Annotated in this window: 13 protein-coding genes and 3 pseudogenes; 10 read left to right on the plus strand and 6 right to left on the minus strand. The window is 40.4% G+C overall.

Annotated features, from left to right (window positions below; translation table 11 throughout):
- The first annotated feature begins 124 nt into the window (after window positions 1–124).
- Window positions 125–1933: a glutamine--fructose-6-phosphate transaminase (isomerizing) gene (glmS, locus tag MK396_RS01725; RefSeq protein ID WP_268723472.1), complete on the plus strand. Its 1809-nt coding sequence runs from the start codon at window positions 125–127 to the stop codon at window positions 1931–1933.
- 94 nt (window positions 1934–2027) lie between these two features.
- Here glmS and MK396_RS01730 read toward each other — a convergent pair.
- Window positions 2028–2532: pseudogene (locus tag MK396_RS01730) on the minus strand (transposase); the annotation flags it as partial.
- Window positions 2533–2699: 167 nt separating this feature from the next.
- On the opposite strand from MK396_RS01730, the pseudogene MK396_RS01735 reads away from it, so the two are divergent.
- A pseudogene (locus MK396_RS01735) lies at window positions 2700–2951 on the plus strand (helix-turn-helix domain-containing protein); the annotation flags it as partial.
- 1330 nt (window positions 2952–4281) lie between these two features.
- Window positions 4282–7680 carry a lectin-like domain-containing protein gene (locus MK396_RS01740; RefSeq protein WP_268723474.1) on the plus strand — a complete coding sequence of 1133 codons (3399 nt, stop codon included), beginning with the start codon at window positions 4282–4284 and terminating at the stop codon, window positions 7678–7680.
- A gap of 132 nt (window positions 7681–7812) precedes the next feature.
- Here MK396_RS01740 and MK396_RS01745 read toward each other — a convergent pair.
- The 4 genes and pseudogenes from MK396_RS01745 to MK396_RS01760 form a co-directional block, all read right to left on the minus strand.
- Window positions 7813–9093 (minus strand): annotated as a pseudogene (locus MK396_RS01745) (transposase).
- A gap of 479 nt (window positions 9094–9572) precedes the next feature.
- Window positions 9573–12311: a DEAD/DEAH box helicase family protein gene (locus MK396_RS01750; RefSeq protein ID WP_268723475.1), complete on the minus strand. Its 2739-nt coding sequence runs from the start codon at window positions 12309–12311 to the stop codon at window positions 9573–9575.
- Window positions 12311–14176: a site-specific DNA-methyltransferase gene (locus MK396_RS01755; protein WP_268723476.1), complete on the minus strand. Its 1866-nt coding sequence runs from the start codon at window positions 14174–14176 to the stop codon at window positions 12311–12313. Before MK396_RS01755 ends, MK396_RS01750 begins: the two co-directional genes overlap by 1 nt.
- Before the next feature lie 696 nt (window positions 14177–14872).
- The gene (locus MK396_RS01760) at window positions 14873–15730 is read right to left on the minus strand and encodes a 5'-nucleotidase, lipoprotein e(P4) family (protein ID WP_084945082.1); all 858 of its coding nucleotides are present in this window, start codon (window positions 15728–15730) and stop codon (window positions 14873–14875) included.
- Window positions 15731–16096: 366 nt separating this feature from the next.
- Here MK396_RS01760 and MK396_RS01765 point away from each other — a divergent pair, with 366 nt between their 5' ends.
- From MK396_RS01765 to MK396_RS01795, 7 genes are read left to right on the plus strand one after another with little or no spacing between them, the layout of a single operon-like run.
- On the plus strand, window positions 16097–17101 hold the full coding sequence (locus tag MK396_RS01765; RefSeq protein ID WP_268723477.1) for a uroporphyrinogen decarboxylase family protein: 1005 nt from the start codon (window positions 16097–16099) through the stop codon (window positions 17099–17101).
- An 11-nt stretch (window positions 17102–17112) separates the two neighbouring features.
- Window positions 17113–17316 (plus strand): hypothetical protein, encoded by a 204-nt coding sequence (locus MK396_RS01770; protein WP_000837740.1) that lies wholly within the window; start codon window positions 17113–17115, stop codon window positions 17314–17316.
- Between the two features lie 2 nt (window positions 17317–17318).
- Window positions 17319–18317 carry a uroporphyrinogen decarboxylase family protein gene (locus MK396_RS01775; RefSeq protein ID WP_268723478.1) on the plus strand — a complete coding sequence of 333 codons (999 nt, stop codon included), beginning with the start codon at window positions 17319–17321 and terminating at the stop codon, window positions 18315–18317.
- Window positions 18318–18328: 11 nt separating this feature from the next.
- Window positions 18329–19207 (plus strand): transporter substrate-binding domain-containing protein, encoded by an 879-nt coding sequence (locus MK396_RS01780; RefSeq protein ID WP_268723479.1) that lies wholly within the window; start codon window positions 18329–18331, stop codon window positions 19205–19207.
- A 32-nt stretch (window positions 19208–19239) separates the two neighbouring features.
- On the plus strand, window positions 19240–19932 hold the full coding sequence (locus MK396_RS01785) for an amino acid ABC transporter permease (RefSeq protein ID WP_268723480.1): 693 nt from the start codon (window positions 19240–19242) through the stop codon (window positions 19930–19932).
- A 3-nt stretch (window positions 19933–19935) separates the two neighbouring features.
- Complete coding sequence (locus tag MK396_RS01790) at window positions 19936–20658, plus strand: amino acid ABC transporter permease (RefSeq protein ID WP_268723481.1); 723 nt, start codon at window positions 19936–19938, stop codon at window positions 20656–20658.
- Between the two features lie 9 nt (window positions 20659–20667).
- Window positions 20668–21432, plus strand: coding sequence for an amino acid ABC transporter ATP-binding protein (locus MK396_RS01795; protein WP_268723482.1), 765 nt, complete (start codon window positions 20668–20670; stop codon window positions 21430–21432).
- A 203-nt stretch (window positions 21433–21635) separates the two neighbouring features.
- On the opposite strand, the gene MK396_RS01800 is transcribed toward MK396_RS01795, so the two are convergent.
- Window positions 21636–25352: a pullulanase gene (locus MK396_RS01800; RefSeq protein ID WP_268723483.1), complete on the minus strand. Its 3717-nt coding sequence runs from the start codon at window positions 25350–25352 to the stop codon at window positions 21636–21638.
- Window positions 25353–25672 lie beyond the last annotated feature (320 nt).

A 25672-nucleotide genomic window follows, 5' to 3' on the forward strand; every position in this document is an offset into this window, starting at 1 on the left:
TACCAATTTTTATCCTTGACAAGTGATAAAAACAAGTATATACTGTCTTTGCTGATTCTGTAAAAGGGAAATCAGACTATACCAATTTAAGGAGAAAGCACAGCTGGTCTGTGTCGTATATACTATGTGTGGAATTGTTGGTGTTGTTGGAAACACAAATGCAACTGATATTTTGATTCAAGGGCTTGAAAAGCTTGAATACCGTGGTTATGATTCTGCGGGGATTTTTGTCTTAGGTGGTGATGAAAATCATCTAGTTAAGGCTGTCGGTCGTATTGCAGAATTGTCTGCTAAGACAGCTGGTGTTGAGGGAACGACTGGTATTGGTCATACGCGTTGGGCGACTCACGGAAAACCAACTGAGGACAATGCTCACCCACACCGCTCTGAGACAGGACGTTTTGTCTTGGTGCACAATGGGGTGATTGAAAACTACCTTGAAATCAAGGAAGAATACCTTGCAGGTCACCACTTCAAGGGGCAAACAGATACAGAAATCGCCGTTCACTTGATTGGGAAATTTGCAGAAGAAGATGGTCTTTCAGTTCTTGAAGCCTTCAAAAAAGCTCTTCACATCATCCGTGGTTCTTATGCCTTTGCTTTGATTGACTCTGAAAATCCAGATGTCATCTATGTCGCTAAGAACAAATCACCACTTTTGATTGGTCTTGGAGAAGGTTATAACATGGTCTGCTCCGATGCTATGGCTATGATTCGTGAGACCAACCAATACATGGAAATTCATGACCAAGAGTTGGTAATCGTCAAGGCTGATAGCGTCGAAGTTCAAGACTATGATGGTAACAGTCGTGAGCGTTCTAGCTATACTGCGGAGCTTGACTTGTCAGATATCGGTAAGGGAACTTACCCTTACTACATGCTCAAGGAAATTGATGAGCAACCAACGGTTATGCGTAAACTCATCCAAGCCTACACAGATGAGGCAGGTCAAGTAGTGGTTGACCCAGCTATCATCAAGGCTGTTCAAGATGCAGACCGCATCTACATCCTTGCGGCTGGAACATCTTACCATGCAGGATTTGCTTCTAAGAAGATGCTGGAAGAGTTGACAGATACACCTGTTGAACTTGGAATTTCATCTGAGTGGGGCTACGGTATGCCACTTCTCAGCAAGAAACCACTCTTCATCTTTATCAGCCAGTCTGGTGAAACAGCTGACAGCCGTCAAGTTTTGGTCAAAGCCAATGAAATGGGAATCCCAAGTTTGACAGTGACAAACGTTCCTGGTTCAACTCTTTCACGTGAAGCTAACCATACTATGTTGCTTCATGCAGGTCCTGAAATTGCCGTGGCATCAACCAAGGCTTACACAGCACAAATCGCAGCCCTTGCCTTCCTTGCAAAAGCAGTCGGTGAAGCAAACGGCAATGCCAAAGCGCAAGCCTTTGACCTTGTTCATGAGTTGTCAATCGTAGCTCAGTCTATCGAATCAACCCTTTCAGAAAAAGAAACGATCGATGCTAAAGTTCGTGACCTTCTTGAAACAACTCGCAACGCCTTTTACATCGGACGTGGTCAAGATTACTATGTAGCCATGGAAGCGAGTCTTAAGCTCAAAGAGATTTCTTACATCCAGTGTGAAGGTTTTGCGGCAGGGGAGCTCAAGCACGGAACCATTGCCTTGATTGAAGAGGGGACACCTGTCTTGGCCCTATTGTCAGACCCAGTTCTTGCCAACCATACTCGTGGAAATATCCAAGAGGTCGCAGCCCGTGGCGCCAAGGTTCTCACTATCGCAGAGGAAAATGTTGCCAAAGATACAGACGATATCGTCCTTACGACCGTCCACCCATACCTCTCACCAATCTCAATGGTCGTACCAACACAATTGGTCGCTTACTTTGCGACCCTGCACCGTGGCCTTGATGTGGACAAACCACGTAACCTTGCTAAGTCAGTAACAGTAGAATAAGCAAAGAAAGTGGCTCTTTGTCAACTGTAGTAGGTTGAAGAAAAGCTAAGCTCGAGAAAGGACGAAATTCGTCCTTTCTTTTTTGATGTTCAGAGCGATAAAAACGTTTATCGCTGAGTTTACGGCTATCCTGTTGAATGAGCTTCCAGTAACGTTTGATGGCCTTATTCATGGGACTTTCGCTCAAACTGATTCATGATTTGGACACGCAAACGACTTATAGCACGGCTTAAGTGTTGGAGTAAAACAGTCCAGTGGACTGTTTCAGCCTGAGTTCAGAAATATAATAACGAAGGGTAAAAACGATCGAGAACGATTTTAGCACACGGAAAAGCTGTTTAGCTAAGTCATAATAAGGACTAAACATACCCATAGTAATGATTTTCACCTGACAACGAACAGCTCGATTGTAGCGAAGAAAGTGATTTCGGATGACAGCTTGTGTTCTTTCCTCAGGGACAGTGATGATATCGAGCTTGTCAAAATCTTGCGCAATGAAACTCATCTTCAACATCCCAGGATATAATCTCAGGAAGATGCGAAAAATCATGCTTAAAGTGGAAGTCATTGAGTTTTCGAATGACAGTTGAAAATGTAATTGTTCCATGTGATTCTTTCTAATGAGTTGTTTAGTCACTTTTCATTATAGATTTTATGGAACTTTTATATCTAATAAATTGTAAAATATAGTGTCACAAAAAAACTCATAGCGTTTCATTGGTGTAAACTGTAAGTAACCAAACAAACAGAATCCCGAGGAAAAACTATGAGCTACTTCCATCTTACCATAACCGACCGAATAAAGAGAGAAACCTACTTGGAATTAGGTTTGAAACCTTGCCAAATTGCAAGTAAACTTGGCGTCCATAAGTCTACCATTTCAAGAGAGTTAAGACGATGCCAAAATGGTTACTCCGCAGCCCTAGCACAGGAAGAGTACGACCACAGGGCTAAGCAAAAAGGTCGGAAGTCTCGTTTGACACCAACGTTGAAAAAGGAAATTGAGGACGGTTTAAAATACTACGGTCTGTTAGTTGATAGAGAGCTCTCATAGAACAAGAAACCCCCTATTTAGATAAGTTCCTTTAATGACATCAAGGCTCCAATTTTGTTCTAAATGGGTTTGGATGATTGCGAAAGGCTTGTTTTTTTCATGCTACAGCGTTTCTTATTGACTTTATATCGGTTATGTAATCATAAGCAGAGTACCCCTCTTTCAGATAGTTGGTGACAGTGTAGATTGTCTGTTTTGATCTTTCTAGTGCGTTCGCAATATCTGAAACTTTTATGTTTTCTTGATAGTGAGCCTCTATCATTACAAGTTCGTTTGTGGTAAGATGAGTATAGGTCATTTATGTTAGTTCCTTTCAGACAAATGTGGTAGTTTATCTGAGCCTAACATAGATGGCTTTTTCTGTCTAGCTTAATTTTATAAATGGGGAGTCTTAAAACTCGACTTTAAATTCATAAGGTGGAGTGGGATTTTCTTGAGTAGTCCAATTTTTGATAATGACCATCGTTTGTTCAACGATTAATTGGGTTAAGATATCGTCGGGTAAGTGAAATTCTTTACTTTGAGGGTGCACATTTTCCATCCCCTGTTTGATATAGGTGGAGACATAAATTGTTCAAAAGAAGGAGCAATTGCAGAAGTATATAGACAAGCAATCTACCTTATTCCCTCATAAATAGCAGAAAGAACATTATCGACTACGTAATCAAAGGGATTAGCATCTTTAACCATATCATAATTACTATAAACTTGGTGAATTTGCTCATCAATCATAGCATGTATATGGTCAATAATTTTTTGAAAATTTCTAAAATGTTTTCGATAAATGGCTTGATGCGTGAGTCCAGCTTGGCGGGCAATTTCTGATACAATAAAGGTTGTTTTATCAGGATGTTCTAAGGCTAATTCAAAAAAGTATTAATGATTTTTTGACGAGTATCTTCTAACATTATAAATCCCTCTTATTTATCGTATACAAAAGTGGGAAGAGCGTTAGAGTTAAGTGCTTTAACCAGTGGCTGGACTGGGCTTCCTTTCGCTTCGGAAGGTCGCTTCTTTTCGATTTTTGTAGCAAGAAGTAGACAGGTCATTTTTGGATAAATGAAAATTATGCATTTAGAAGTTTGCAACACAATGTTACATTTTTGTTACATCCGGAAATGAAATGGTAAAAAATCTTGACAAAATGGAGAAAAAAGGATATTATAGCTGTGATATGGTGTTAAAAGTTTAACATTAAATCAACAACTGCATATTGCATATGTTTTAAATATCGAATAGTTAGAATATTGCAAATAGCTAGTTGACTCATATTTTTAAAAAAGGAGAAATATTTATGGATAAAAATGCACGACGCAGGTTACGCAGAGCAAGCGCTGAAAAGCGACTTCGATATTCAGTGCGTAAGTTTAGTGCAGGTGTGGCTTCTGTAGCAGTCGCAGCTTTCATGTTCTTTGGGGGGAATGTTGTCTCAGCCGATACGCTAGCTACGGCAGATTCTTCAAGTACCTCTACGGAGAAAACGACCTCTGTGCCAGATTCAGGGAAAAATTCGAGAATGGATGATTCTGAGTCGGCCGTAGGTAAGGATTCAACCGTAACAACTGTTGCTGAAAGCAATGCAGTTTCAAGTGCTACATCTACAGTATCTTCTACCTCTGCAGAAGATTCATCTAGCAAAGTAGAAGACAAGAATGTTAAATCAGAAGCTACTTCGGAAGTATCTAAAGCTTCAGTAGCGACTAGCCAATCAACTGCTGCAACTCAGTCTGAGGCTCGAGTTAGCCCAGCTACTTCAGCTACTGCGGAGTCAACTGCAGTTTCATCTGAAGCAGCTGCAGATGAAACTGCTGCTGTAGAACCTAAGGTATCAGTTGAAAAAGCAGCTAGCCAAGCAGCTAGTTTGGCAACAGCTAGCAAAACACCAAATGAAATAGCACGAAGCAAAGCAAATTCCACATTGGCTGCTGCCCAACGCGAAGTGGATAAAGGTTATTCTGGTTTCCGTAAAGCAGGAGAAAGTGGCTTCCGTTCGTCTACCTCACAAACAGGGAAGGTAACTGTAACAAAAGAAAACTTCCTTGACTATTTCAAATTGAATGGCTCAGCTACCTATGACAAAGATAACGGTATCGTAACCCTTACTCCAGATGAAACCTCTAAGGGAGGTAATTTCAGTCTGAATAGTAAGATTAATATGAACCAAAGCTTCAAGCTGATTGGTGCGGTTAACCTTGGTGACAAGACACAAGCTAAAGGTGGTGCCGATGGTATCGGTTTTGCCTTCCATACAGGGAATATAACAGATCTAGGTGCCTCCGGTGGTAACCTTGGTATCGGTGGTTTGCGTAACGCAACTGGTTTCAAATTGGATACTTACCGGAATCTCTACGTGCCACCAAAAGGAGGACGTTTTGATACTAACGACGCGACTTTCTTCGAATATGGTTGGGCTGAAGACCCTAATCTAGGACAGTTCGGTTCCTGGGTAAATACCACTTTTAAAAAAATTAAAGGACAAAATGGCGAATATGATCGTTGGTGGGCTGAGACAGACGCTGGTAGCGCCCAACCTTTGGACTCAAGTGACATAGACGGTAAATTCCATGACTTTACTATCCAGTATGATGGTGCAACCAAGGAATTGACAGTTACTTATAGAAGTAATCTCGGTGAAAAACAATGGAAGAAGACGGTCAACTCTCCAGAAGAACTGATGTCTATGGTGGTTACAGCTTCGACTGGTGGCAACAAGAACTTGCAACAGTTTAAGATTGAAAGTTTTGATTTCTACCAAGGTGCTTCTGTTGGCGTACGTTATGAAGATGAGCAAGGTCGAGAAATTGCTGAGGGCTCAGTAAGCTATCCACAAGGTGCCTTCAAAGGTAAAACTTATACCACTGAACAAAAATCCATCCCAAACTATGACTTTGTTGGGTTGAAAAAGGGTAGTTTGCTACCTTCAGGAAGTCTGGCTGACTGGGGTAACAACGGTACAGTAACCTACGTTTACCGTCAAGGTAAAGATCCAATTACAGACCCAGCTAAATTGAATAGCAAGGTTACTCGTACCATCAAGTACGAATACGCAGATGGTGAGACAGCCGGTCGTCCAGCTCTGAAAGCTCCAGTAACTCAAGAAGCAACCTTCACACGTACAGGTGAACGCAACCGTGTAACTGGCGTTGAAACCTTCGGCGCATGGACACCAGCTACGAAAGAATTGGCCCAAGAAGACACACCAGTCGTAACTGGATTCGTGGCAGATAAGGCGAATGTAGCAGCGAAGACAGTGACTCCTGATGATAAGGATAGCGAAGAAGTTGTACAATACAAGAAGCTCGGTTCATACGTACCAAATGTACCAGACGGACTTCCAAAAGTACCAAACCTTCCATATCCAAACGATCCAACAGATCCAACGAAACCAGGTACTGATCTTCCATTGATTCCACATGTACCAGGAACTACACCAGTAGGCCCAGATGGCACAACACCATTGACACCGAAAGATCCGAGCGATCCAAGCAAGGGTTACAACCCACCACCAATTCCAAACGATCCAACTCAGGATACACCAATCAGTTATGTGAAAGATGGTCAAAAAGCGATTATCACCTTCGTAACTGAAAATGGTAAAGTAGTATCAACTCCAGTAGTAGATGAAGGTGATTCAGGAGCTAACTTCACTAAGTCTAAAGTTGATGAAGTAACTAAGACTATTGAAAAACTTGAAAAAGCTGGATATAGAGTAGTTAAGAACGACTTCCCATCTAAAGATACAGACAGAGTATTTGATAAAGATAAATCTGTAGATCAAATCTTCAATGTAACAGTAGCTGAAAGAATCATTCCAGTTACACCAGGTAAACCAGTAGATCCAAATGATCCAAACTTACCGAAAAACCCAGATGGAACTCCAGTAACGCCATCTACACCAGAACCAGGTAAACCAGTATTCCCTAACGATCCAAACAGCCCAGTATGGCCAAGTACTGTGAAAGATCTTGTAACTGAGAAATCAGCTACACGTACTATCAAGTATGTAGATCGTGACGGAAAAGAAGTATCTGAAACTCGTGTTGAAACAATTAAATTCACTCGTGATGCTAAAGTTAACTTAGTAACAGGAGAAATCACATATGTAGAATGGACAACAGATCGTAACGACGATATCTTCAACGGATACCCAGTACCAGTAGTTAAAGGATACATCGCTAAAGCTGGTGATTTAGAATCATCAACTAAAGATATTAAAGTAACACCGGATACAATCAAAGATATCAACGAAACAGTTGTTTACGATAAGTTAGGATCATGGGTACCAAATATCCCAGGAACACCAACAAATCCAATTCCATATCCAAACGATCCGAAAGATCCGACAAAACCAGGAAGTGATAAACCACACGTACCTTACGTCCCAGGATTCACTCCGGTAGATCCAAACGGAAACCCACTGAAACCAGTTGATCCAAATGATCCAACTAAAGGATACGAAGTACCAAACATACCAAGCGATCCAACTAAGGACACACCAATCAACTACGTTCCAGTACCACAACCAACCCCAACTCCAGTTCAACCAGCAGCACCTTCTACACCTCAATATATGGATGGCCAACATGAACTTCCAAATACAGGTACAGAAGACAATGCTAGCCTAGCAGCACTTGGACTTCTCGGAGTATTGAGTGGATTTGGTCTTGTGGCTCGTAAGAAGAAAGAAGACTAAGCTTTCTAATTGATATGATTTGTTTGCAATGAACATATCTTCCTTAAAAGGATCTTTTCTACCATTTGTCAAGTCTATTAAGGCTTTAAGTAAAAAAAGAGATAAGACAGTAGCTATTCTGAGGTTACTGTCTTATTTTTTAAGGTTCTTTGTCAACTGTAGTGGGTAGATGAAAAGCGAACATCTAGAGAGGACCAGTTTGGTTCTCTCTTTTTGTATGTTCAGAGTGATGAAAACTCGCTTTTTTAAGTTTTCAAAGTTCCTGAAACCAAAGGCATTTCGTTTGATAAGTTTGATGAGATTATTAGTTGCTTCCAACTTTGCGTTGGAATAGGGTAGTTGAAGGGCGTTGACAATCTTTTCTTTATCCTTGAGGAAGGTTTTAAAGACAGTCTGAAAAAGAGGATGAACCTGCCTTAGATTGTCCTCAATGAGTCCAAAAAATTTGTCAGAGTCCTTGTTCTGAAAGTGAAAAAGTAAGAGCTGATTAGAGCTTATAGTGGTGTTTTAATTCTTCTGAATAGCTTAACAGCTTGTCTAGAATTTCTTTATTGGTTAAGTGCAACCGAAAAGTAGGGCGATAGAATCACTTATCGCTGAGTTTACGGCTATCCTGTTGAATGAGCTTCCAATAACGCTTGATGGCCTTGTGTTCATGGGATTTTCGCTCAAATTGATTCATGATTTGGACACATACACGACTCATATCATAGCACGGCTGAGATGTTGTACAATATGGAAGCGGTCGAGTACTATTTTTGCATTAGGGAGTGCAACAGTCTGGGAGACTGTTTCAGCCTGAGCCTAGAAATTAGAAAGCGAAGCTGTTTAGCCAATTTGTAGTAGGGGCTAAACATATCCATAGTAATGACTTTGACCTGTTTTCTAACCTGTCTAGGATAGCGTAGGAAGTGATTTCGGATGGTTGCTTGTGTCCTTCCGTCAAGGATGGCGATGACATTTAGGGAATTGGAATCTTGAGCTATAAAGCTCATTTTCCTATTCTTAAAAGCATACTCATCCCAGGACATGACATCTGGGAGCAATATGTGTCATTGCTTGGTTCTCGATAAGTAATTGGGCAATTTTCTGGTTAACTGCGACAGAGATTTGGTGGTTCTTCTTGACAAGAGGAGTTTCGGCGACAGCCATTTTCTCGCATTCTTTACACTTGAACCAGCGTTTTCGAAGACGGATAAGCAGTAGGAAACCAGCTGTTTCTACGTAGGGAATCTTAGAGGTTTTCTGGAAGTCGTATTTAGCCATTTCTCCCTTGCAGGAAGGACATTTAGGAGGTATGTAATCCAAGTAGCCATGGAGTTCTAAGTGAGTTCCTAGGCCATATTCATCAGTGATAACGATATTTTGGTCTTTCATTCTGAGTAAGTTTGTGATAAGATTTAGTTGTTCCATATAACTCTTTCTAATGATGGTTTGGTCGCTTTTCATTATAGATTATATGGGACCTTTTTTCTACAACAAAAGAGGCTCTATAATATCCATAGGGAATTTACCCACTACAAATATTATAGATCCAAAAAGTCTAGTCAGTCTAGGCTTTTTGGCTTTCTCTTGGTATCCTTGAGTAAGGAGCCGCTGTATTAATGACTAAGTTATTTATCCTGAAAGGAAATAAAGTATTATTGCTATGCTAGGCTGGATCAGTCCCAAACTCAGAGGGAATCAAAAGAACAGAAAGAACGATTTTTGATAGTGCAGATAGAACTTCCATTCAGATGAAAGACTATGACAGCTACACACCGATTAATGGGGACTACAGTTGGTACAAGGGATAGAGCATACTTTCTAGGGAATATATACCAGTTTATACCAACTACAAGATAAAATAGCAAAAAAGGCGATTATCCAAGCGGAAATCGTCTTTTTGATACTTAGAATAAGTCCAGCCTAATATTTCCACCAAAATGTGGTTTTTCAAGAGCTATCTGTGCTAATTGATTGAGTGTTTGTTTACTATTTTCTTGATTATAGAATTTAAGTCCTTTGATGATAACTCCATCAATTTCATCTTCGAAAATCAAGTCTTCTTGATGGTCGTTGATATATGAAAGAAGTTCCTCCTTCCATCTATCTTTTTCTGCCAATTGTTCACCTTTGGGTTCAATGAAGATTTGAAGATAGTAATCCTTATTTTGAAGAAGTAGGATAAAGTCTGGTTGAAATCCTGAAAAATTGATTTCCCGTGGATTCTCTTCAAATTGGTGCAATTTCAATCGTTCAACTTTATCTGTCCCCTTTAGCATGTTTTCGTCCATTCGAATGAGGAAAACATCACCGTATTGTTCTCTTAGTTCATCAATATGATTGGCGATAGCATTAACTAAATTTTCTTCATTTCTATTGATTATAGCAGATTGGTAAGCAAAAAAGTCAAATTTTTCAAAACTAATATTAGCTACTTTTTGTTCGATGAAGGAGCCACTCTGTTTAGCTGTATCATAATTAGGTATTCGTTTGCGATAATCAACGAGATATTCTGTAATTGGATATCCGATAAAGCGGTTCGTACCTCTTGCTTTGCGATAGCCTGCCTTTATTTGGGCAGCCAGTAGGTTAAAAAAGTTATCAACAATTTTCAGCTTTTCCATAGCGGAAAAATCTTTTACAATGGTTTCTTTTTCTGTTGTGACAGAGAGTGTAAGATTTTGCAAATCTAGCCAATTTTCTCTCCAAAAATCTTCCATAGACTTGAGATTTGGAAGATATCTTTTCAGATTTTCAAATCGGAAAAAGTTAGAGCGGTTAATTGATTTTTTAAAATAACGAATATCAATTCCCCTCAATGGGGACGTTTTTAACTCTATTGCTTCAGCTGAAAGGTAAGCTGTTTCATAGGTGGATTTAAAATAGGTTACATTGGCTAGCTTAGAAATTTCAATACCATATGCACGTAAATTCACATAGAGACTGTCAGGAATTTCCTCAGTTTCATTATAGTAAAGCTTACCTGTTTTAAAGATTTGGGTTTTCTTGAAAGAGGGTTTCAGTTTGATTTCAATTGGAGGATTTTTTTCATCAATCCCAGTCGCAAGATTCATCTTATCAAGTGATGCCATCAAATTCTTGATGTATTGCGGTTCATTAAGGGTATGGTAGTGTAGTGTTTCCAACAAAAGACTTGCTGTTTCATCTGATTCATCAAATCGTCTTTGGTAAGAAATCTTTTGATTTAAGGAGAAAGGATTGTATCGCGCCCCACGTCCGATCAACTGAGCCTCGGAATTGGTTGATTTAGCATCTCTTTTATCATTCATTTTTCCCAAGTTGCTAATACGAACGATATCGTAAAGATTGAGGACATCCCAACCTTCTGTTAATTTTGCTACGGCAAAGACTACACGGTACAGATTATTGGGCGATTCAAGCGAATTGAGGGCTTGGTACTGTCCTGTTTCTAGCAACCCTTTTGAGCCACTATCTGAATCATTTGCATTTAGAATTCTAGCTGGTGAAAAACCACGCTTAATTTCTCGAACAACAGTTGAAAGATCATCCTTTTCGAGATAATACTGATAAGCTAGCTGTAGGGTATGGCTTTGCTCCTCTGATACACTTTTCAATTGTGAAATAAGGAACGACCTTAAACTTTCCACGGTCAGACTATCAATCATCTCATTGAATAGATTATTTGCTTCATAGGAAGCATCGATTTTATGCGATTTGAAAAGAATGACTGGTTTTATCTCAATCCCAAATTTTTCTAGAGCAAACTTGCGACGATATTCACTCAGAAGAACGGTACTAAGCATATTATCTTCATTGGAATTCCCCGTCTGAATGCGTCTTACATTTTTTGAATATCGCTCTTTGATGTATGAATCCAAGGTATAACGGTAAATAATCTTATCTCGATATTTTTGATAAATGGTCTCATCGTCAAAATCAAGTGTTGCGGTAAATTCTAGCAAGAGATTATCAGCATGTGCGTGAAGAAGAGAAAGTAGGCATTTTTCCCATGAGACTTTTTCCAATTCTGCTTTATTTTTCTTTTTCGTAGAAGCAGAATAGTGATGGGCTTCATCCGCCAGAATAACCATTTTTGTCTTCTGGTAATCTGTTAATGACATGATATTTTCTGCCTGTGTGAAGAGGTCATTTGTCAATGTTTGAATTGAAACAAACTTAATATTAATTACATTTTTATTAGGAAAATCTGGAAATCTTCCTGAAATCTGGGTGATAAAGATATGTTCCCCATCAATTTCTAAGTTGGAATTGAAAAGAAACTTAGTAGATTGAGCATTCGTTAGATTATCAATGGTCTTACTCAGAACACCATTTGTATTCACTGTAAACAGAAAATTTTGATACCCTTTTTCTTTATAGAGATAGAGGATTAAGCCAGCCATCAAATCAGTCTTTCCCGAACCAGTTGCCATATTGAACATGAGTTGTCTTGGCTTTCGAAACGTAAAAGTATCTGATGCTTGAGTGTAGTGAAAATAGCGAATAGCTTCACTCTGATAAGAACGTGGTTCATGCTTGAGATTTTCTACAATATACTGTGGTAATTCCCAACCATGCTGTTCGTTCAAAATATCCATATCCAGCTGTTTCAATTCATCGAAGAGTTCAAAGATCAGTTCTTTTTTCTTTGCTTTTCTAACCATCATTTCTCCCCATAAAAACTCTTATTAAAATCATAATCTGATTGGGATAATTGCGATTTAATGGTTTCATCATCAATTTCGGAGTAGTTGTGATAGAGCTGGTTTTTGTCAATAATCTTCACAAGAATTTTTTTCTGCATTTCAAAATCTTCATCCCAGATAGATTGGTCAACTTCTTGTAAATCCACTCTGAAATCAAAATCAAGTGTGGCTTTCATGTCGTCAAAGATAGCCTTTAATTCATCAGAATGTTTAGAGTTAAGAACAGCATCAATAAAGGTCGCATTTTTGTCCATTAACTCAGCATAAATGAATGAACCGCCGCCAGACCAAGCAACATCTTGAGAAATGCCACCTTGTTCTCCATCAATAACTTTCTTTAATCTCTCAACAGCTACGGTGTCAATATAATCCATTTGTTCAATACCGATGTACTGACGATTCATCTTGTGAGCAACTGCTGCAGTAGTTCCCGAACCCATAAAGAAGTCAAGGACAAGATCTCCTTCTTCACTACTAATCTTTATCAAATTATAAATAAGTCTTTCAGGTTTTGGAAAATCAAATAACCTATCACCACGAAATAACTCTCTAATCTCCTCAGCTCCACGTTGATTCGTACCAAATGAGTTATCCCAAAAATCATTTGGTATTTGACCCTCCGAATCTTGTAAATATAGTTTACCATATGGTTGTTCTTGCCCACCTCGTGTCCAATATATCTTTCCTAAATTATCTAACCGTTCTATTTCTTCTTTCTCTTTCATCCAGGGGCCATAAAGTTTTTTTCCTGTAGGAGTTGTTAGTTCATAATTATATTTACCCCTAGTCTTATGCAATAAAATTTGTCGTCTGAAATAACCGTTCTCATCTGAATAACGATATTCTTTTCTAGCTTTGTCGGTTAGTGGTAACTTATTTAATTTCCCACTCGATTTCTTATAAATAAGTATATAATCTGTTACTTTTGCAAATTCTCCAATATTTGCTTGATTATCAGATTTTCTCCACGAAATCGTACCAATATATTTATCCTCTCCAAATATATTATCTGCTAATAATTTTAATTGAGCATATCCTTCTTCTCCAACTATAATTATGCATAATCCTTCATCAGATAGCAGCTCCGTGGCAACATCTAATCTATTTTTCATAAAAACTAACCAAGTAGATAATTTAAAATTTGAATTATAATTAAATGCATCACTACTCTTAGTTTTTTTAAAATAGTAAGGTGGATCAATAATTATACTTTTAATTTTTCCACTAAATCGTTTTTTCAAACTGTGGAGTGCTAACAGGTTGTTTCCCTTGATAATCAGGTTATCCGTATCCTTGATTTCTGATACAGGAGAAGAGCCATTTTTGTCATATTTCTTAGCATTTTTAAAAATCTTTTCATCAAGGAGGACATCAATCTCCTCTCTAGCAACTATCTCATTTAAAAAGGATTCTTCAGCATCTTCCCTCGATACATCATCTTTAGTCATACCAGCTTTTAAGATACCATCTTTGTAGGGGAAATTTAGGACAACGTCTGTTGTTTCATCTAGATAGCGATTATTTGCTGCTAATCCAATTTTGTTAGTGTAACGCGTGTAAGAGTTTGACCAATATTCATCAACTTCAAGCATTTGAATGATATCGTTGATTTTCAAAATTGTCGCACCAGCAATATCCTCGGTAAATGCTTCATTTAGAATTGCATTTGTCAAAATCTTTTCAACCAACTCGGGTTTATAATTATCTAAATCGGTTATAATAGCGCCTTTTTTTAATAGTCCCTCAGCTACATACTGTTCATCAAAGCTTTCTACCACCTCTCGCAGGGCTTGTTGAATCGCTGTTTCGAATGCCTGATTCATACAAGTCCCTCACTTTCATACACAACAGAAAAGACCTTCTCACAAAAATGTGAAAAAGTCTGTTTTAGGGCTTGACAAAAAATACGCTTGATTACATAATCAGCGTGAGCTGTGAGCTGTGAGCTGTGAGCTGTGATTGCTTTCATACCAATCGTTCCTTTACTTTTTGATAGTTCTATTATATCAAAATTTCTAAATTTTGCATATTTGCTTTCCCTGACGAACAGTCATGTATAAACCACCTAGAAAATATGATTTATGGCTACACATATACTAAATGAAGTACATCTTGAATTGGAGAAGTCCGTTTCTCAAAGAGTTGATGGTAAATTGATTGTCATTCAGATTAGCCTGTCCAAAGTATTTTACGACAAGTACATGAAATTTTGTGATAGAAAGTACTGATTTTGTTATAAATCATCGCTCTTTTTTAGCTCAATTAACAAAGGTCGTGTTTATGATGTGTTGAAAGAAAGTATCAAAAATAGATAGGAAAGTAATTGCTAGGTATATGACGGAACTAGAGGCCTTTGAAATAGTCTATGGTATGAACTGGTTAGCAGACTATATGAGCGAACACTCTGAGGGATTGATTCCTTATTAAAAGACGATTTCCGCTTGAAAATCGTCTTTTTCGTTATTCTCGCAAATACGATATCTTGTGGTTGGTGTAAACTGGTAGATAGCTCCCTTATTTTATTTATCAAACCCTTGTAAGTTTTTTTGGCGCTCTTCAGTTTGACCCTTGGCATCCAATTTATTACCATTGTAAACAGTACTTTCCCATGATCCGTACATTGGGTTAGGGAAAATGATGAATTTCTCACCAAACTCTTTTTGTAATTCCTCTAATTTTTGGTCGCGCTCAGTTTCAGAGGTCTTTGAAAACTCTGCAAAGTCTACAAGATTGTCTCCTAGTAGCATGACTAAGTTGGTTTTTTCTTGGACTGCTTGTCTACGACCTTCTTTAGATTTGACGCCTTTTTCTAAGAACATGAGATGATCGCGGCTTTGTACAGGAATTCCTTCATTTTCTAGGTTTTTGATCGTATCATCTACCTGATCTATCGTGCGGTCAGATACATAGTAAATTTGGACACCGTTTTGGTCTGCAAATTGGAGAAAGTCTTTAGCACCTGGTACAGCCTTGGCTGCGGCTTTTTTTACCCAGACATCCCAGTTTTCTGGGGTAAATGCTGTTCCGTCTTTGACATTTTGCGCTTGATAAGGGCTATTGTCTAATACGGTTTCGTCTAAGTCCAAAACGATAGAGTAGGGTTTATCTGTCTGTGTTTTTAGTAGTTCTTTCAAACGATTAGTAGCGACATTGTAACCTTGTAGATAGAGTGCCTTGGTTTCAGCTGCTTTTTGATACCAAAGAGTTGACATAGTGTTCTCTCTTGAACGCAACTGATCATAGGTCATGGTAACCTGATTATCAGATGTACTACTTTGTGTTGTCTGTGAATTTGCCGAATTTGTGCCACAGCCAGTCAGTAAAATGACGGAAGTAAGTGTAGAAGCAATTGTAATGGTAACTTTGGATATTTTCATAATCCCATCCTCCTAATAATAGTCTATTAATATTGTAGCGTTTTCATGGGATTTGTGCAAGGAAATATCGAGAGAAAAGAAATTTTTCAGTAGTAATTTGGTATTAGGATAAAATCATGTACTTAATTTGGGAATGAAGATGGATATAAAAAAATTCAATCGGCTTGATAGAAAATCTATATCAGCTTCTTTTTGGAAAATAGATGAAAATAAAGTGAATCTTTGAAAGGCTAGTAACATCAGGCTTTTCAGGGATTTTTTCTTTATAGATATAAAAATTTCTAATCGAGTTGATAGTCAATATATATTGGGAAAAGGGGAAAAGGAGTGGTAAGATGGTTTCAATCCAAATGGAAGGAGAAAGGTATGGCAAGTAAAAGAGATTTAGTCTTTAGAGCGATTCGAGGCGATGAAGTGGAAAGAGTTCCTGTGGGATTTTGGTTTCATTTTGTAACACTGGAAGAAAAGGGGCAGGGATTAAACAATCCACGGATCTTGCAAAAAAGTGTTGATGGGCATCGCAATTATGTAGAAAGGATTCGCCCTGATTTTGTCAAAATTATGAGCGACGGTTTTTTCCTTTATCCAAGTAATGTCTATAGTCCTAAGATCGCAAGCATTCAGGAGCTGACTTCTATTGAATCGATTGGTGAGGAACACCCATGGATTCAGCAACAGGTGGAAGTGGTACAAGCGATTCGAGAGACCTTTACAGAAGAAATTGTTTCTTTCTACAATATCTTTTCCCCTATCTCCTACTTCAAGCGCTGGTTCCGTACAGAAACTTCTCGAGGAGATAGGGAAGTGGCTGATCTATTGCTTGAAAATCCTGAGCAGTTCAGAGCGATTCTAGATGTGATTGCAGGAGATATTGCTATCCTAACTCAGAAAATCATCCAGCAAGGTGGAGTCGACGGGATTTACCTCAGCACCCAGGAAATTCAAGATGAGCGCATCACACCAGCACTATATCAAACCTACATCGAACCGAGCAATATAGCGATTTTGGAGGCAGCCAATCAGGTTGGTGGGACCAATATCCTCCATATCTGTGGTTTTGAAGGTGCGAGCAATGATGTGACGATATTTAAGGACTATCCAGCTCAAGTGGTCAACTGGGCGACTCATCATGAGGATGTTAGTTTGACAAAGGGTCAAGAGTTGTTTCCAGGTAAGGCCGTTTTAGGTGGATTTGAAAATGGCAAGAAAAGCTTGCTTTATCAAGGTTCCAAGGCGGAATTGCAAAATGAAACAAGACGGTTGCTGGCTGAAGCTGGTAGTAAAGGCGTTCTTCTGGGAGCTGACTGTACTGTTCCAGATGACTTTGACTTAGAGAGGTTGGACTGGATTCGGCAGGCAGCTGTTCTCTAAAAGGAGGAGCTATGAAAAGTAAAAGATGGGGCATCTTCATTGCAGTTGTCGGTTTGCTGGCCTTGGTTGCCATAAGCGTCGTAAAAAATCAGCACTGTAAAAATGGAGAGAGATGTCATGGAGTTCAGGATTTTTCCAAGTCCAGTCTCCCCTTTCTACGCTCGAATGATATCGCAAGTAGTTTATTAGTTGAAAAAGTAAGAAATGGAGAATAAGAATGTCAGAAAAAAGAGAATGGGTTTTAAAAGCATTTAAAGGTGAAAAGGTTGATCATGTGCCAGTTGGCTTTTGGCACCATTTCACATCCGAAGACGAATGGCTACAAGGATTCTCAAATCCAGTCATTATCGAGAAGAATATCGAGGGCCATAAGCGCTTTATCCGAGAAGTTCAGCCAGACTTTATCAAACTCATGAGTGATGGCTACTTTGCTTATCCAAATCCAGCGATTGCCAAAGGAAAATCACTTCAAGAATTGGCGACCATTCAACCACTCGGACCAGATCACGCTTGGATAAAAGAGCAGGTGGACTTGGTTAAGAAAATCAAGCAAGAGTTTACAGAAGATATCGTTGCGATTTACAATATTTTTGCTCCTGTGACCTATCTTAAGTGGCTACTTGGGGAAGTGTCTGGCGGAGATGACCTTATTGCAGACTTTCTGGTGGAAGATCCTAAAGCCCTTAAAAAGGTGTTGGATGTGATTGCAGAGGATATTGCTAGTCTCAGCCAAGCTGTCATCGAAGAGGCTGGTGCTGATGGAATCTACCTCAGCGTGCAAAGTATCCAAGATCAACGAGTGTCGGCAGCAGATTATCAAGCCGTCATTGCACCTAGCGAGATAACTGTTCTGGAAGCAGCTAGTGCTGTTGATGGTGTTACTGTTCTTCATATCTGTGGCTACGAGGGAGCGCGAAATGATATTCACCTTTTTGCAGACTATCCAGCCCAAGTCATTAACTGGGCTGTAGGACCAGAGGGAATCACTCTCAAGGAAGGTCGTGAGATTTTCAAGGGACGTACGGTTCTTGGAGGATTCGAAAATGGTAAGACAGGCTTACTGTATACTGGTAGCAAGGACGCCATTCAGGCTGAGGCAAAGAAACTAGTTGCAGAAGCTGGGGAACAGGGCTTGGTACTTGGGGCAGATTGTACCATTCCAAGTGATATCGCAGTTGAACGTATCCAGTGGGTGAGAGAAGCGCTTGAAAACTAAAGGAGAAAAAAATGAGTAAAAAAGCATGGATTATCGGTGGTGTAGCAGTTGTTGCAGTAATTGGGGCAACGATTATCGGGAGAAGTTTAGCTGGCGCTCCAGCCAAGGAGGGAGAAACGGCTTCGTCTGCTGAAGTCATAACCTTGAAGGTTGCCCATACACAAAACTATGTACCTTATGACTTTATCAATGAAAAAGGGGAATCAGATGGTTATGAAGTAGCTGTTTTGAAGGCTGTTGATGAGAAGTTGGCAAACTATCAATTTGAATATACGGGTACCAGTGATGACGACCTCTTGATTGGTCTGGAATCAGGCAAGTATGACATCGGAACCAAGGGAGCTTGGTACACAGAAGAACGAGCTAAAAAGTTTGTCATTCCATCTGAACCAGTCGGAGCGAGCATCATCGGATTTACTGTCAGAAAAGAAGGTGAACAGAAATACAAAACTATTGATGACTTTGCTAAGAATAAAGGGAAATTGGTTCCCATCTCTCCACAGAATGCCCAATGGAATGTCATCACCAGCTACAATGAAAAACATCAGGATGCACCGATTGAGCTAACAGCAGCTGAATCTTTTAAAGTGGCAGATGCCTATGCCTGGGTCTTAGAAGGACGTTATGACGCCTTCTTTGATATCAAACTGTCCTTTGAAAAAGCAGTTACAGCAGAAGATGGCCCTTACCACCAATATGCGGATAAACTCAGCTGGTTCCCATACAAGGGTATTCCAACTTATCCCTTGATTCACCGTGATGAAAAGGGGGAGAAATTCGCTAAAGAATACGAAAAAGCAATCAAAGAGTTGAAAGAAGATGGCACGCTTGCTAAGCTATCTCAGCAATACTTTAAAGAAGATGTCTTTAGTTACGTAGACAAAGACTAGACCAGAAATTCCAAGACTAGAGAGGGTTTTGCATGGTTTCTTATGATTTTTCCAAGGTCTTTCAGTTTTTACCGACCTTATGGCAGGCACTTCCTATGACCTTGTCCATTCTCTTTTTTACCACTCTTCTTGGTTCCCTTTTTGGAGGTCTCTTGGCCTGGGCGCAAGTAGGAGAAGACAAGAGTTTTTCAGCGATTTCCAAAGGCTATATTTTCACCCTTCGTTGTACACCGCCGATTGTCTTGCTTTTTCTAGTCTTTTATGGCTTGCCAGAATTTCTGAAATGGTGGCTTGGTTTGGATATCAACAACTGGTCTAAAACTATTTTTGTTCTCCTGACGATGATTCTCTTGTTTGCGGCTATTGTTGCCGAGGTTTTCAAGGCGAGCTATCAAGCTATTCCAAAGGGGCAGACAGAGGCTGGGCTTAGTATTGGTTTGACTCCAAGTCAGACTTTTTGGAGAATCATTTTTCCCCAAGCTTTTCAAGTTGCTCTTCCCAATATAACGACCGCTATTCTCAATCTCATGCGGGATGCTGCCTTGGCCTATACGATTGGTTTTGTTGATGTTATGGGGGCAGGGAGTCTCTTGATCAGTCGCAATTTAGGGAACTACTCTCTGGAAACCTATACGGCAGTTGCACTTCTTTACTGGGGGATTGCCTTGGTTATTTCTAGCTTGAGTCGTTTGCTTGAGAAGTCTTTGGAAACAAAAGGGAGGTAAGAAATGGATATAGACTATATTGTAAAGACCTTTCTGGAGACCTTGAAGGGTGTGCCAATCACCTTGATTATCATGATTGTGGCTATGGTCTTAAGCTTTTTACCGGCTCTATTTTTGGCCTTGGGGCAGATTTATAAGGTTCGAGGGGTGAGGAGTTTTTCTCTGGTCTATCTGGCTTTTATCCGAGCGACTCCTCCGATTTTATTGATTCTCTTCTTTTATAGTTTGTTTCCAAGTTTGCTGAATCAATTTCTCAAAAGCATAGGAAGTGACTTTGATATTTTCAAACTTGATCCTCTCTACTATGCCTTTATCATTTATAGCTTGATGACAGTCGGGAGTTTGTCGGAGATTTTGCGTTCAGCTATCTTGACGGTGGACAAGGGACAACTAGAGGCGGCGCATGCGATTGGGCTGACTACGACCCAGGCTTATCTAAGGATTGTGTTTCCTCAAACCTTGCGCTCAGCCTTGCCTAACTTGGACAATCTGGTGATCAATATCGTCAAAGGGACCTCCCTGGTCTTTGTTATGACTATCAAGGATATCACCGCTATTGCTCGTGTGGAAGCGTCCTACGGTTACCAGTATTTTGAGTCTTATTTTGTGATCTTTTTGCAGTATATTTTGATCTGTGGTTTGATTCAGTGGGGCTTCTCCCTACTGGAGAAAGGCTATGTGAAAAAAGAAAAGAGGGCAAAAACATCTAGCGCGCGTTTTGTATAGGAGGACAGCATGTTACAAGTAGAACATATCGCAAAAACATTTGGTGAGAGGCAGGTGCTAGAGGATGTCAATCTTCAGGTCAACCAAGGGGATGTCGTCGTTATTTTAGGACCATCAGGTTCGGGGAAAACGACCTTTCTCCGTTGTCTCAACCACTTAGAAAAAGCTGACAGTGGCCGTTTGACCTTGGCAGGAAAAACCTATGACTTATCCAAATTGAGCAAGAAAGACATTCTAGAAATTCGCCAAAAAACAGCCTTTGTTTTCCAACACTACAATCTATTTGCAAACAAAACTGCTCTGGAAAATATTCTAGAAGGTCTAATCGTGGCTCGTAAAGTTCCTAAGGAAGAAGCGCTCAAACGTGCAGAATCTGCCTTGGGGAAAGTTGGTTTACTGGCCTACAAAGACTACTACCCTTCCCAGCTATCTGGAGGGCAACAACAACGAATAGGAATTGCGCGTGCCATTGCCGTCAAGCCCGAGGTCATTTTGCTAGATGAACCAACATCTGCACTAGACCCTGAGTTGGTTGGAGATGTTTTGGATGTTCTGAAACAGTTGGCGGGAGAAGGTGTGACCATGGTGGTCGTCACGCATGAAATGGGATTTGCTAGAGATGTCGCCAACCACGTTATTTTCATGGACGGGGGCCGTATCGTAGAGGAGAACAATCCCCACGATTTCTTTAGTCGTCCACAAGAAGAACGAACCAAGCAGTTCCTGGCTCGTATCTTATCAGATGCCACCTATAGCGTAGAATATATGATTTGATAGACAAGTGTATTATAAAAACAACACCCCATGACTAGAAGATTCTTCTGACCATGGGGTGTTTTCTCTATAGGAGGGGCTAGGTTATACTCTTCGAAAATCTCTTCAAATCAGGTCAGCTTCGCCTTATCTACAAGCTCAAAGCTGTGCTTTGAGCAGCCCGCGATTAGCTTCCTAGCTTACCCTTTGATTTTCATTGAGTGTTATTTCTTTTTCTTGTTTTTCATCAACCATCCAAGTCCAAGAAGGGCAAGGATGCTGAATCCAGCAAGGGCAAGAAGGGATTTATTCTCGGTTCCTGTGTTTGGAAGGAGGTTCTGAGAGTGAGCCTCTGCAGCAGTTTCTTGAGTTTCGGGATTGGCTGCTAGGTTTTGAGCTTGACCTTGTTCTGGTTCAACTTCCAAGCTAGAAAGATCAAATTCTGGTTTTTCTTCCATAGCTGGGGCAACGATGGCCCCACCTTGAGACAAGCGGAGAACGACAGCAGTGAGAGCGTTCAATTTCAAGCCTTTTTCAGTCCATTCAAGACCTTGAGGGTTGGAAATTCCTACTGGTCCGGCTTGATTTTCATCTGCGAGGACTTCAGCCCTTCTCAAGTGAGCAAAGGCAGTTCCCAAGTTGAATTCGCGGGCCTTATCATCCGCATTGACAAAGACTGCATAGATATCTCCGTTTGGAGCAGTGATTTGGTAGCCGATGACCACGTCTTCTTTTTCAACACCATTTTGGCCTGGGACAGTGATGAGGTGGACGCGTTCTTTGATATCTTGTAGACTCTTGAGTCGGAAGGCGTCTGTAGATTGACGAAGAGCAATCAATCCTTTCATGTAGTCACGGCTCTTGACATTTTCAGGGAAGGCTTTACCATCTGTTGCCTTTGTCCAATCAAACTTGTTGACAGCATCACTAGAGTCGTAAGAGTCATGGATAAAGTAAGGATAGACAAACGGCTTCCCGTCCTTGTCGCGCAACAAGTGAGACTTGTTTGGAACCTTATCTTCAGGAACAGGAGTCTTATAGGCTGGATCAAGGAATTGTTTGGTACGTCCATATTCCTGCCCAGAGTGGATAAAGGGAGTTCCTTGAGCAGTCAAGACCATGAGGTTTCCAAGTCGCAAACGACGATGGATCTCAGCGTAGTTTTCCGCCTTACTTGGGTCTTTTTTGATAGACTGGGCAATGATGTCAAAGAGGGTCAAGTTATCATGGGCTGCGATATACTGGATAACATCTCCAGGGCTGTCTGCTTCAAAGTTAGTTGGTTGAGCAATCAGATTTTTAAAGATAGTGTTGATATCGCGTTTGCCACCTGTGATAAAGGCAGGTTGACCTTCGTTTGGATAGCCAGACTTGAGGTTGTTACGGATGTCGTCTGAAAAGACTGCGACAGTATCTGTTTTCTTCATCCAAGACTGATCAGCAGGTTGTACAGGTGCATTTTCATCACCAGTATAGGTTTTCCAGCCTTCACCTAGCATGATAAGATTTGGATTGAGGGCGCGTGCAGCCTTGTACGCTTCTTCGATAGAAGCCGCATCGTGGTCGCCCATCATATCAAAGCGGAAACCATCTACTTTGTAGGTTTCAACCAGATACTTGATAGAGTCTACCAAGACACGTTTAGACATATAGTGGGTAGTTCCCAAACGACCGCCACCAAAGCTAGTACGTGGAGTTCCGTCTGCGTCCATAAAGTGATAGTAGTTTGGCTCAATATCCTCAAAAATGTCAACATTGGCAGTATGGTTGTAGACCACATCCAAGATAGCCCCCATGCCACGTTTGTGGATTTCGTTGATGAGGTTTTTGAATTCTGCGATACGTTTTTCTGGATCCTTAGGATCACTAGAGTACATACCAGTCAAGGAGAAGTAGTTTTGAGGATCATATCCCCAGTTGTAGTTGCTGTTGCTTGAAGCGTAGGCAGACAAACGTTCTTGGTTCTTCAATTCATTGACAAAGTAGTAAGACAAGACTGGAAGGAGTTGGATATGGGTCACACCCAAGTCTTTGAGATAGTCTAATTTTTCGATAAAGGCTTCAAAGGTACCAAATGGTTTGGTCAAGTCTTTTGCGATGGCAGGATCTGAGGTGAAGTCACGAACATGGGCTTCATAGATGACAGCATCTTCGCGCGATTTGAAGTTGCGAATCTTACCGTAGGTCAAGTCTTGTGGGCCTAGTTTAGATGGGTCCACAAAGGCAGCTTTAGCAACTTTATGGGCAGCATCTTTTTTTGCAAGGTCGCTGTTCCAGGCTGCTAGTGATTTGGCATAAGGATCAAGAACGAGGACAGTTTTACCTTGGCGCTCAATTTGGTAGTGGTAGTAGTAGCCAGTATAGTTGCTGATGCCGAGACCAGAGTTTGCATCCAGAGTTTGTTTCCAGGTTCCTTTTTCTCCTTTTTCAAGGGCAACAGTTCCGACTACTTTTTCAGGGTCTTTCTTGTCGTAGACGACAACGGAAACTTTATCGGCACTCGGAGACCAGAGGGTGAGATCAACACGCTTGCCATCTTCTTTTAGAGTTGCGCCGAGTGGACCATCGTAACTGTAGGACTCATCCTTGAGGCGCCAGCTTGAACGTGTGGTAAAGCGGTCTGAATTGTAGCTGACAGTGTACGGGTGTTGAGTGTCAGAGAAGTCGCCGATATAGGTCACTTTTTTACCTGCCTCATCCACTTCCACGTCTGTGATAGCTACTTTATTCCCTTGGTAATCAGTGATGCTGGAGTGTTTGAGGATATCGTCTTTCTTAGCTCCAACGAGGGTAGAAAAACTGCTTTCGATACGAGATTTAGCCACGTGTTGGGCACCAGTCATGCGGATATCGTGCACATAGTAGGGGTTAGTGTAGATGGTTTCGTCATCATCCTTGAGGAAAATCTGACTGTGATTTTTTAGATCAGTGAATTTATAATCTTCTTTTCTGATTTTCACATCATCGCCTTTCTTGCTTTCGTCTAGTAATAAAAATCCAAATTCTCTTGCAGCTTCATTGAGCGGGATATCAATGTAACGGCCATATTTTCCAGTTGCAGTGAAGTCAGTACCGTCAGGCCATTCTCCACTGCTTGGGTTTTTGACATCGCCCCAATACCAAAGAGATTTTTTATCATAGTTGCCATCGGTGCGGTAGTAGTTGACACGAATAGTTCCTGCTGGTTGAGGGCGGTAGTTATATACCTTGTAGTTTTCATCTAGCCAGGCCTCATTCATTTTTGGAGAGAGGCGCTCTACTGAACGGTCCCCCGTCAAGTTATCACCTTTGGTATTGTTGATAAGGAAGCTGACTTTCTTGGCTTGCTCATTTTTGAGTTTGACATCCAGATAATAGCCGTAGTCATCTTGTTTGGCATCCTTGAATGACTTAGCTCCATTGGGCCAGTTTTCAGACGGTTTTTCAACATCGTCCCAAGTCCAAAGACCTTGAGAATCTTTGTTTTCTTCAGGGAGTTTTTTTACATGGATGCGGAAGTGGTTGTCTGCGATGGGTTCTTCAGAAGATGTGTCAGCTTGTGGCTTTTGATCAGAAGTTGGCGCCGAAGTGCTGGCATCTACTTTCTCTTCCTTGCTGTTAGCTTGGCTTGTAGTAGCATCTTCTGTTTTAGGTGTTTCTGGTGCTGTAGTAGTTTCCGCAGCTGGAGCTTCCTTTTTAGAATCAAGGGAAGCGTTTGCATTCTTTTGTTCAGAAATAGGCGTTTCCTTTTGAGTTTGACTCGTTTCAGTCTCAGTAGGGGCCTTGGTCACAGCGCTGGTATTTTCCTGAGTTTGAGGCAGGTTTTCGTTGGCCGAAATAGTTGGCATTGCAGCAGAAAGCAGGACAATGCTGGCACCAATAAGGACAGAACCAGTTCCGTTCTTCAAGGAACGGATACCGTAAATCATTTTTTTCTCAGTTTGAGATGGGATCTTTTTCATCACAATTCTCCTTGTGTAGTTGTTCCCTAACAGTATAGCACGAGGTAAACATTAGTGCAAGCGTTTTCCTAATTTTTAAGAGAAAATATAATGCTTCATTTTCTTGAAATTATAAATAATATATAGGAAAAGATTGTTTAAAAAATAGTAAAAAAACCTTGAAAAATCTAGCTAAATAAGGTATAATATGAGTAATCATTTGTCGTAGGTTTTGTCTGAAATATTGTCCAGACAAGGCTCACAGCAGTTAAATCTTCTGAAAAAGTCAGATTTAGCTGCTCTTTTTGTGCTTTTTTTCAGGTTTTTGAGTGTTTGTAACA

Source organism: Streptococcus oralis (assembly GCF_026782235.1).
Lineage (GTDB): Bacteria > Bacillota > Bacilli > Lactobacillales > Streptococcaceae > Streptococcus > Streptococcus oralis_CC.

Excerpts from the sequence above, each read along its gene's own strand:
- MK396_RS01780 (WP_268723479.1), top strand. The coding sequence starts at position 18,329 with ATGAGTAAAAAAGCATGGATTATCGGTGGTGTAGCAGTTGTTGCAGTA.
- MK396_RS01790 (WP_268723481.1), top strand. The coding sequence starts at position 19,936 with ATGGATATAGACTATATTGTAAAGACCTTTCTGGAGACCTTGAAGGGT.
- MK396_RS01795 (WP_268723482.1), top strand. The coding sequence starts at position 20,668 with ATGTTACAAGTAGAACATATCGCAAAAACATTTGGTGAGAGGCAGGTG.
- MK396_RS01775 (WP_268723478.1), top strand. The coding sequence starts at position 17,319 with ATGTCAGAAAAAAGAGAATGGGTTTTAAAAGCATTTAAAGGTGAAAAG.
- MK396_RS01800 (WP_268723483.1), bottom strand. The coding sequence starts at position 25,352 with ATGAAAAAGATCCCATCTCAAACTGAGAAAAAAATGATTTACGGTATC.
- MK396_RS01740 (WP_268723474.1), top strand. The coding sequence starts at position 4,282 with ATGGATAAAAATGCACGACGCAGGTTACGCAGAGCAAGCGCTGAAAAG.
- MK396_RS01770 (WP_000837740.1), top strand. The coding sequence starts at position 17,113 with ATGAAAAGTAAAAGATGGGGCATCTTCATTGCAGTTGTCGGTTTGCTG.
- MK396_RS01750 (WP_268723475.1), bottom strand. The coding sequence starts at position 12,311 with ATGGTTAGAAAAGCAAAGAAAAAAGAACTGATCTTTGAACTCTTCGAT.
- MK396_RS01755 (WP_268723476.1), bottom strand. The coding sequence starts at position 14,176 with ATGAATCAGGCATTCGAAACAGCGATTCAACAAGCCCTGCGAGAGGTG.
- MK396_RS01760 (WP_084945082.1), bottom strand. The coding sequence starts at position 15,730 with ATGAAAATATCCAAAGTTACCATTACAATTGCTTCTACACTTACTTCC.
- MK396_RS01785 (WP_268723480.1), top strand. The coding sequence starts at position 19,240 with ATGGTTTCTTATGATTTTTCCAAGGTCTTTCAGTTTTTACCGACCTTA.
- MK396_RS01765 (WP_268723477.1), top strand. The coding sequence starts at position 16,097 with ATGGCAAGTAAAAGAGATTTAGTCTTTAGAGCGATTCGAGGCGATGAA.
- glmS (WP_268723472.1), top strand. The coding sequence starts at position 125 with ATGTGTGGAATTGTTGGTGTTGTTGGAAACACAAATGCAACTGATATT.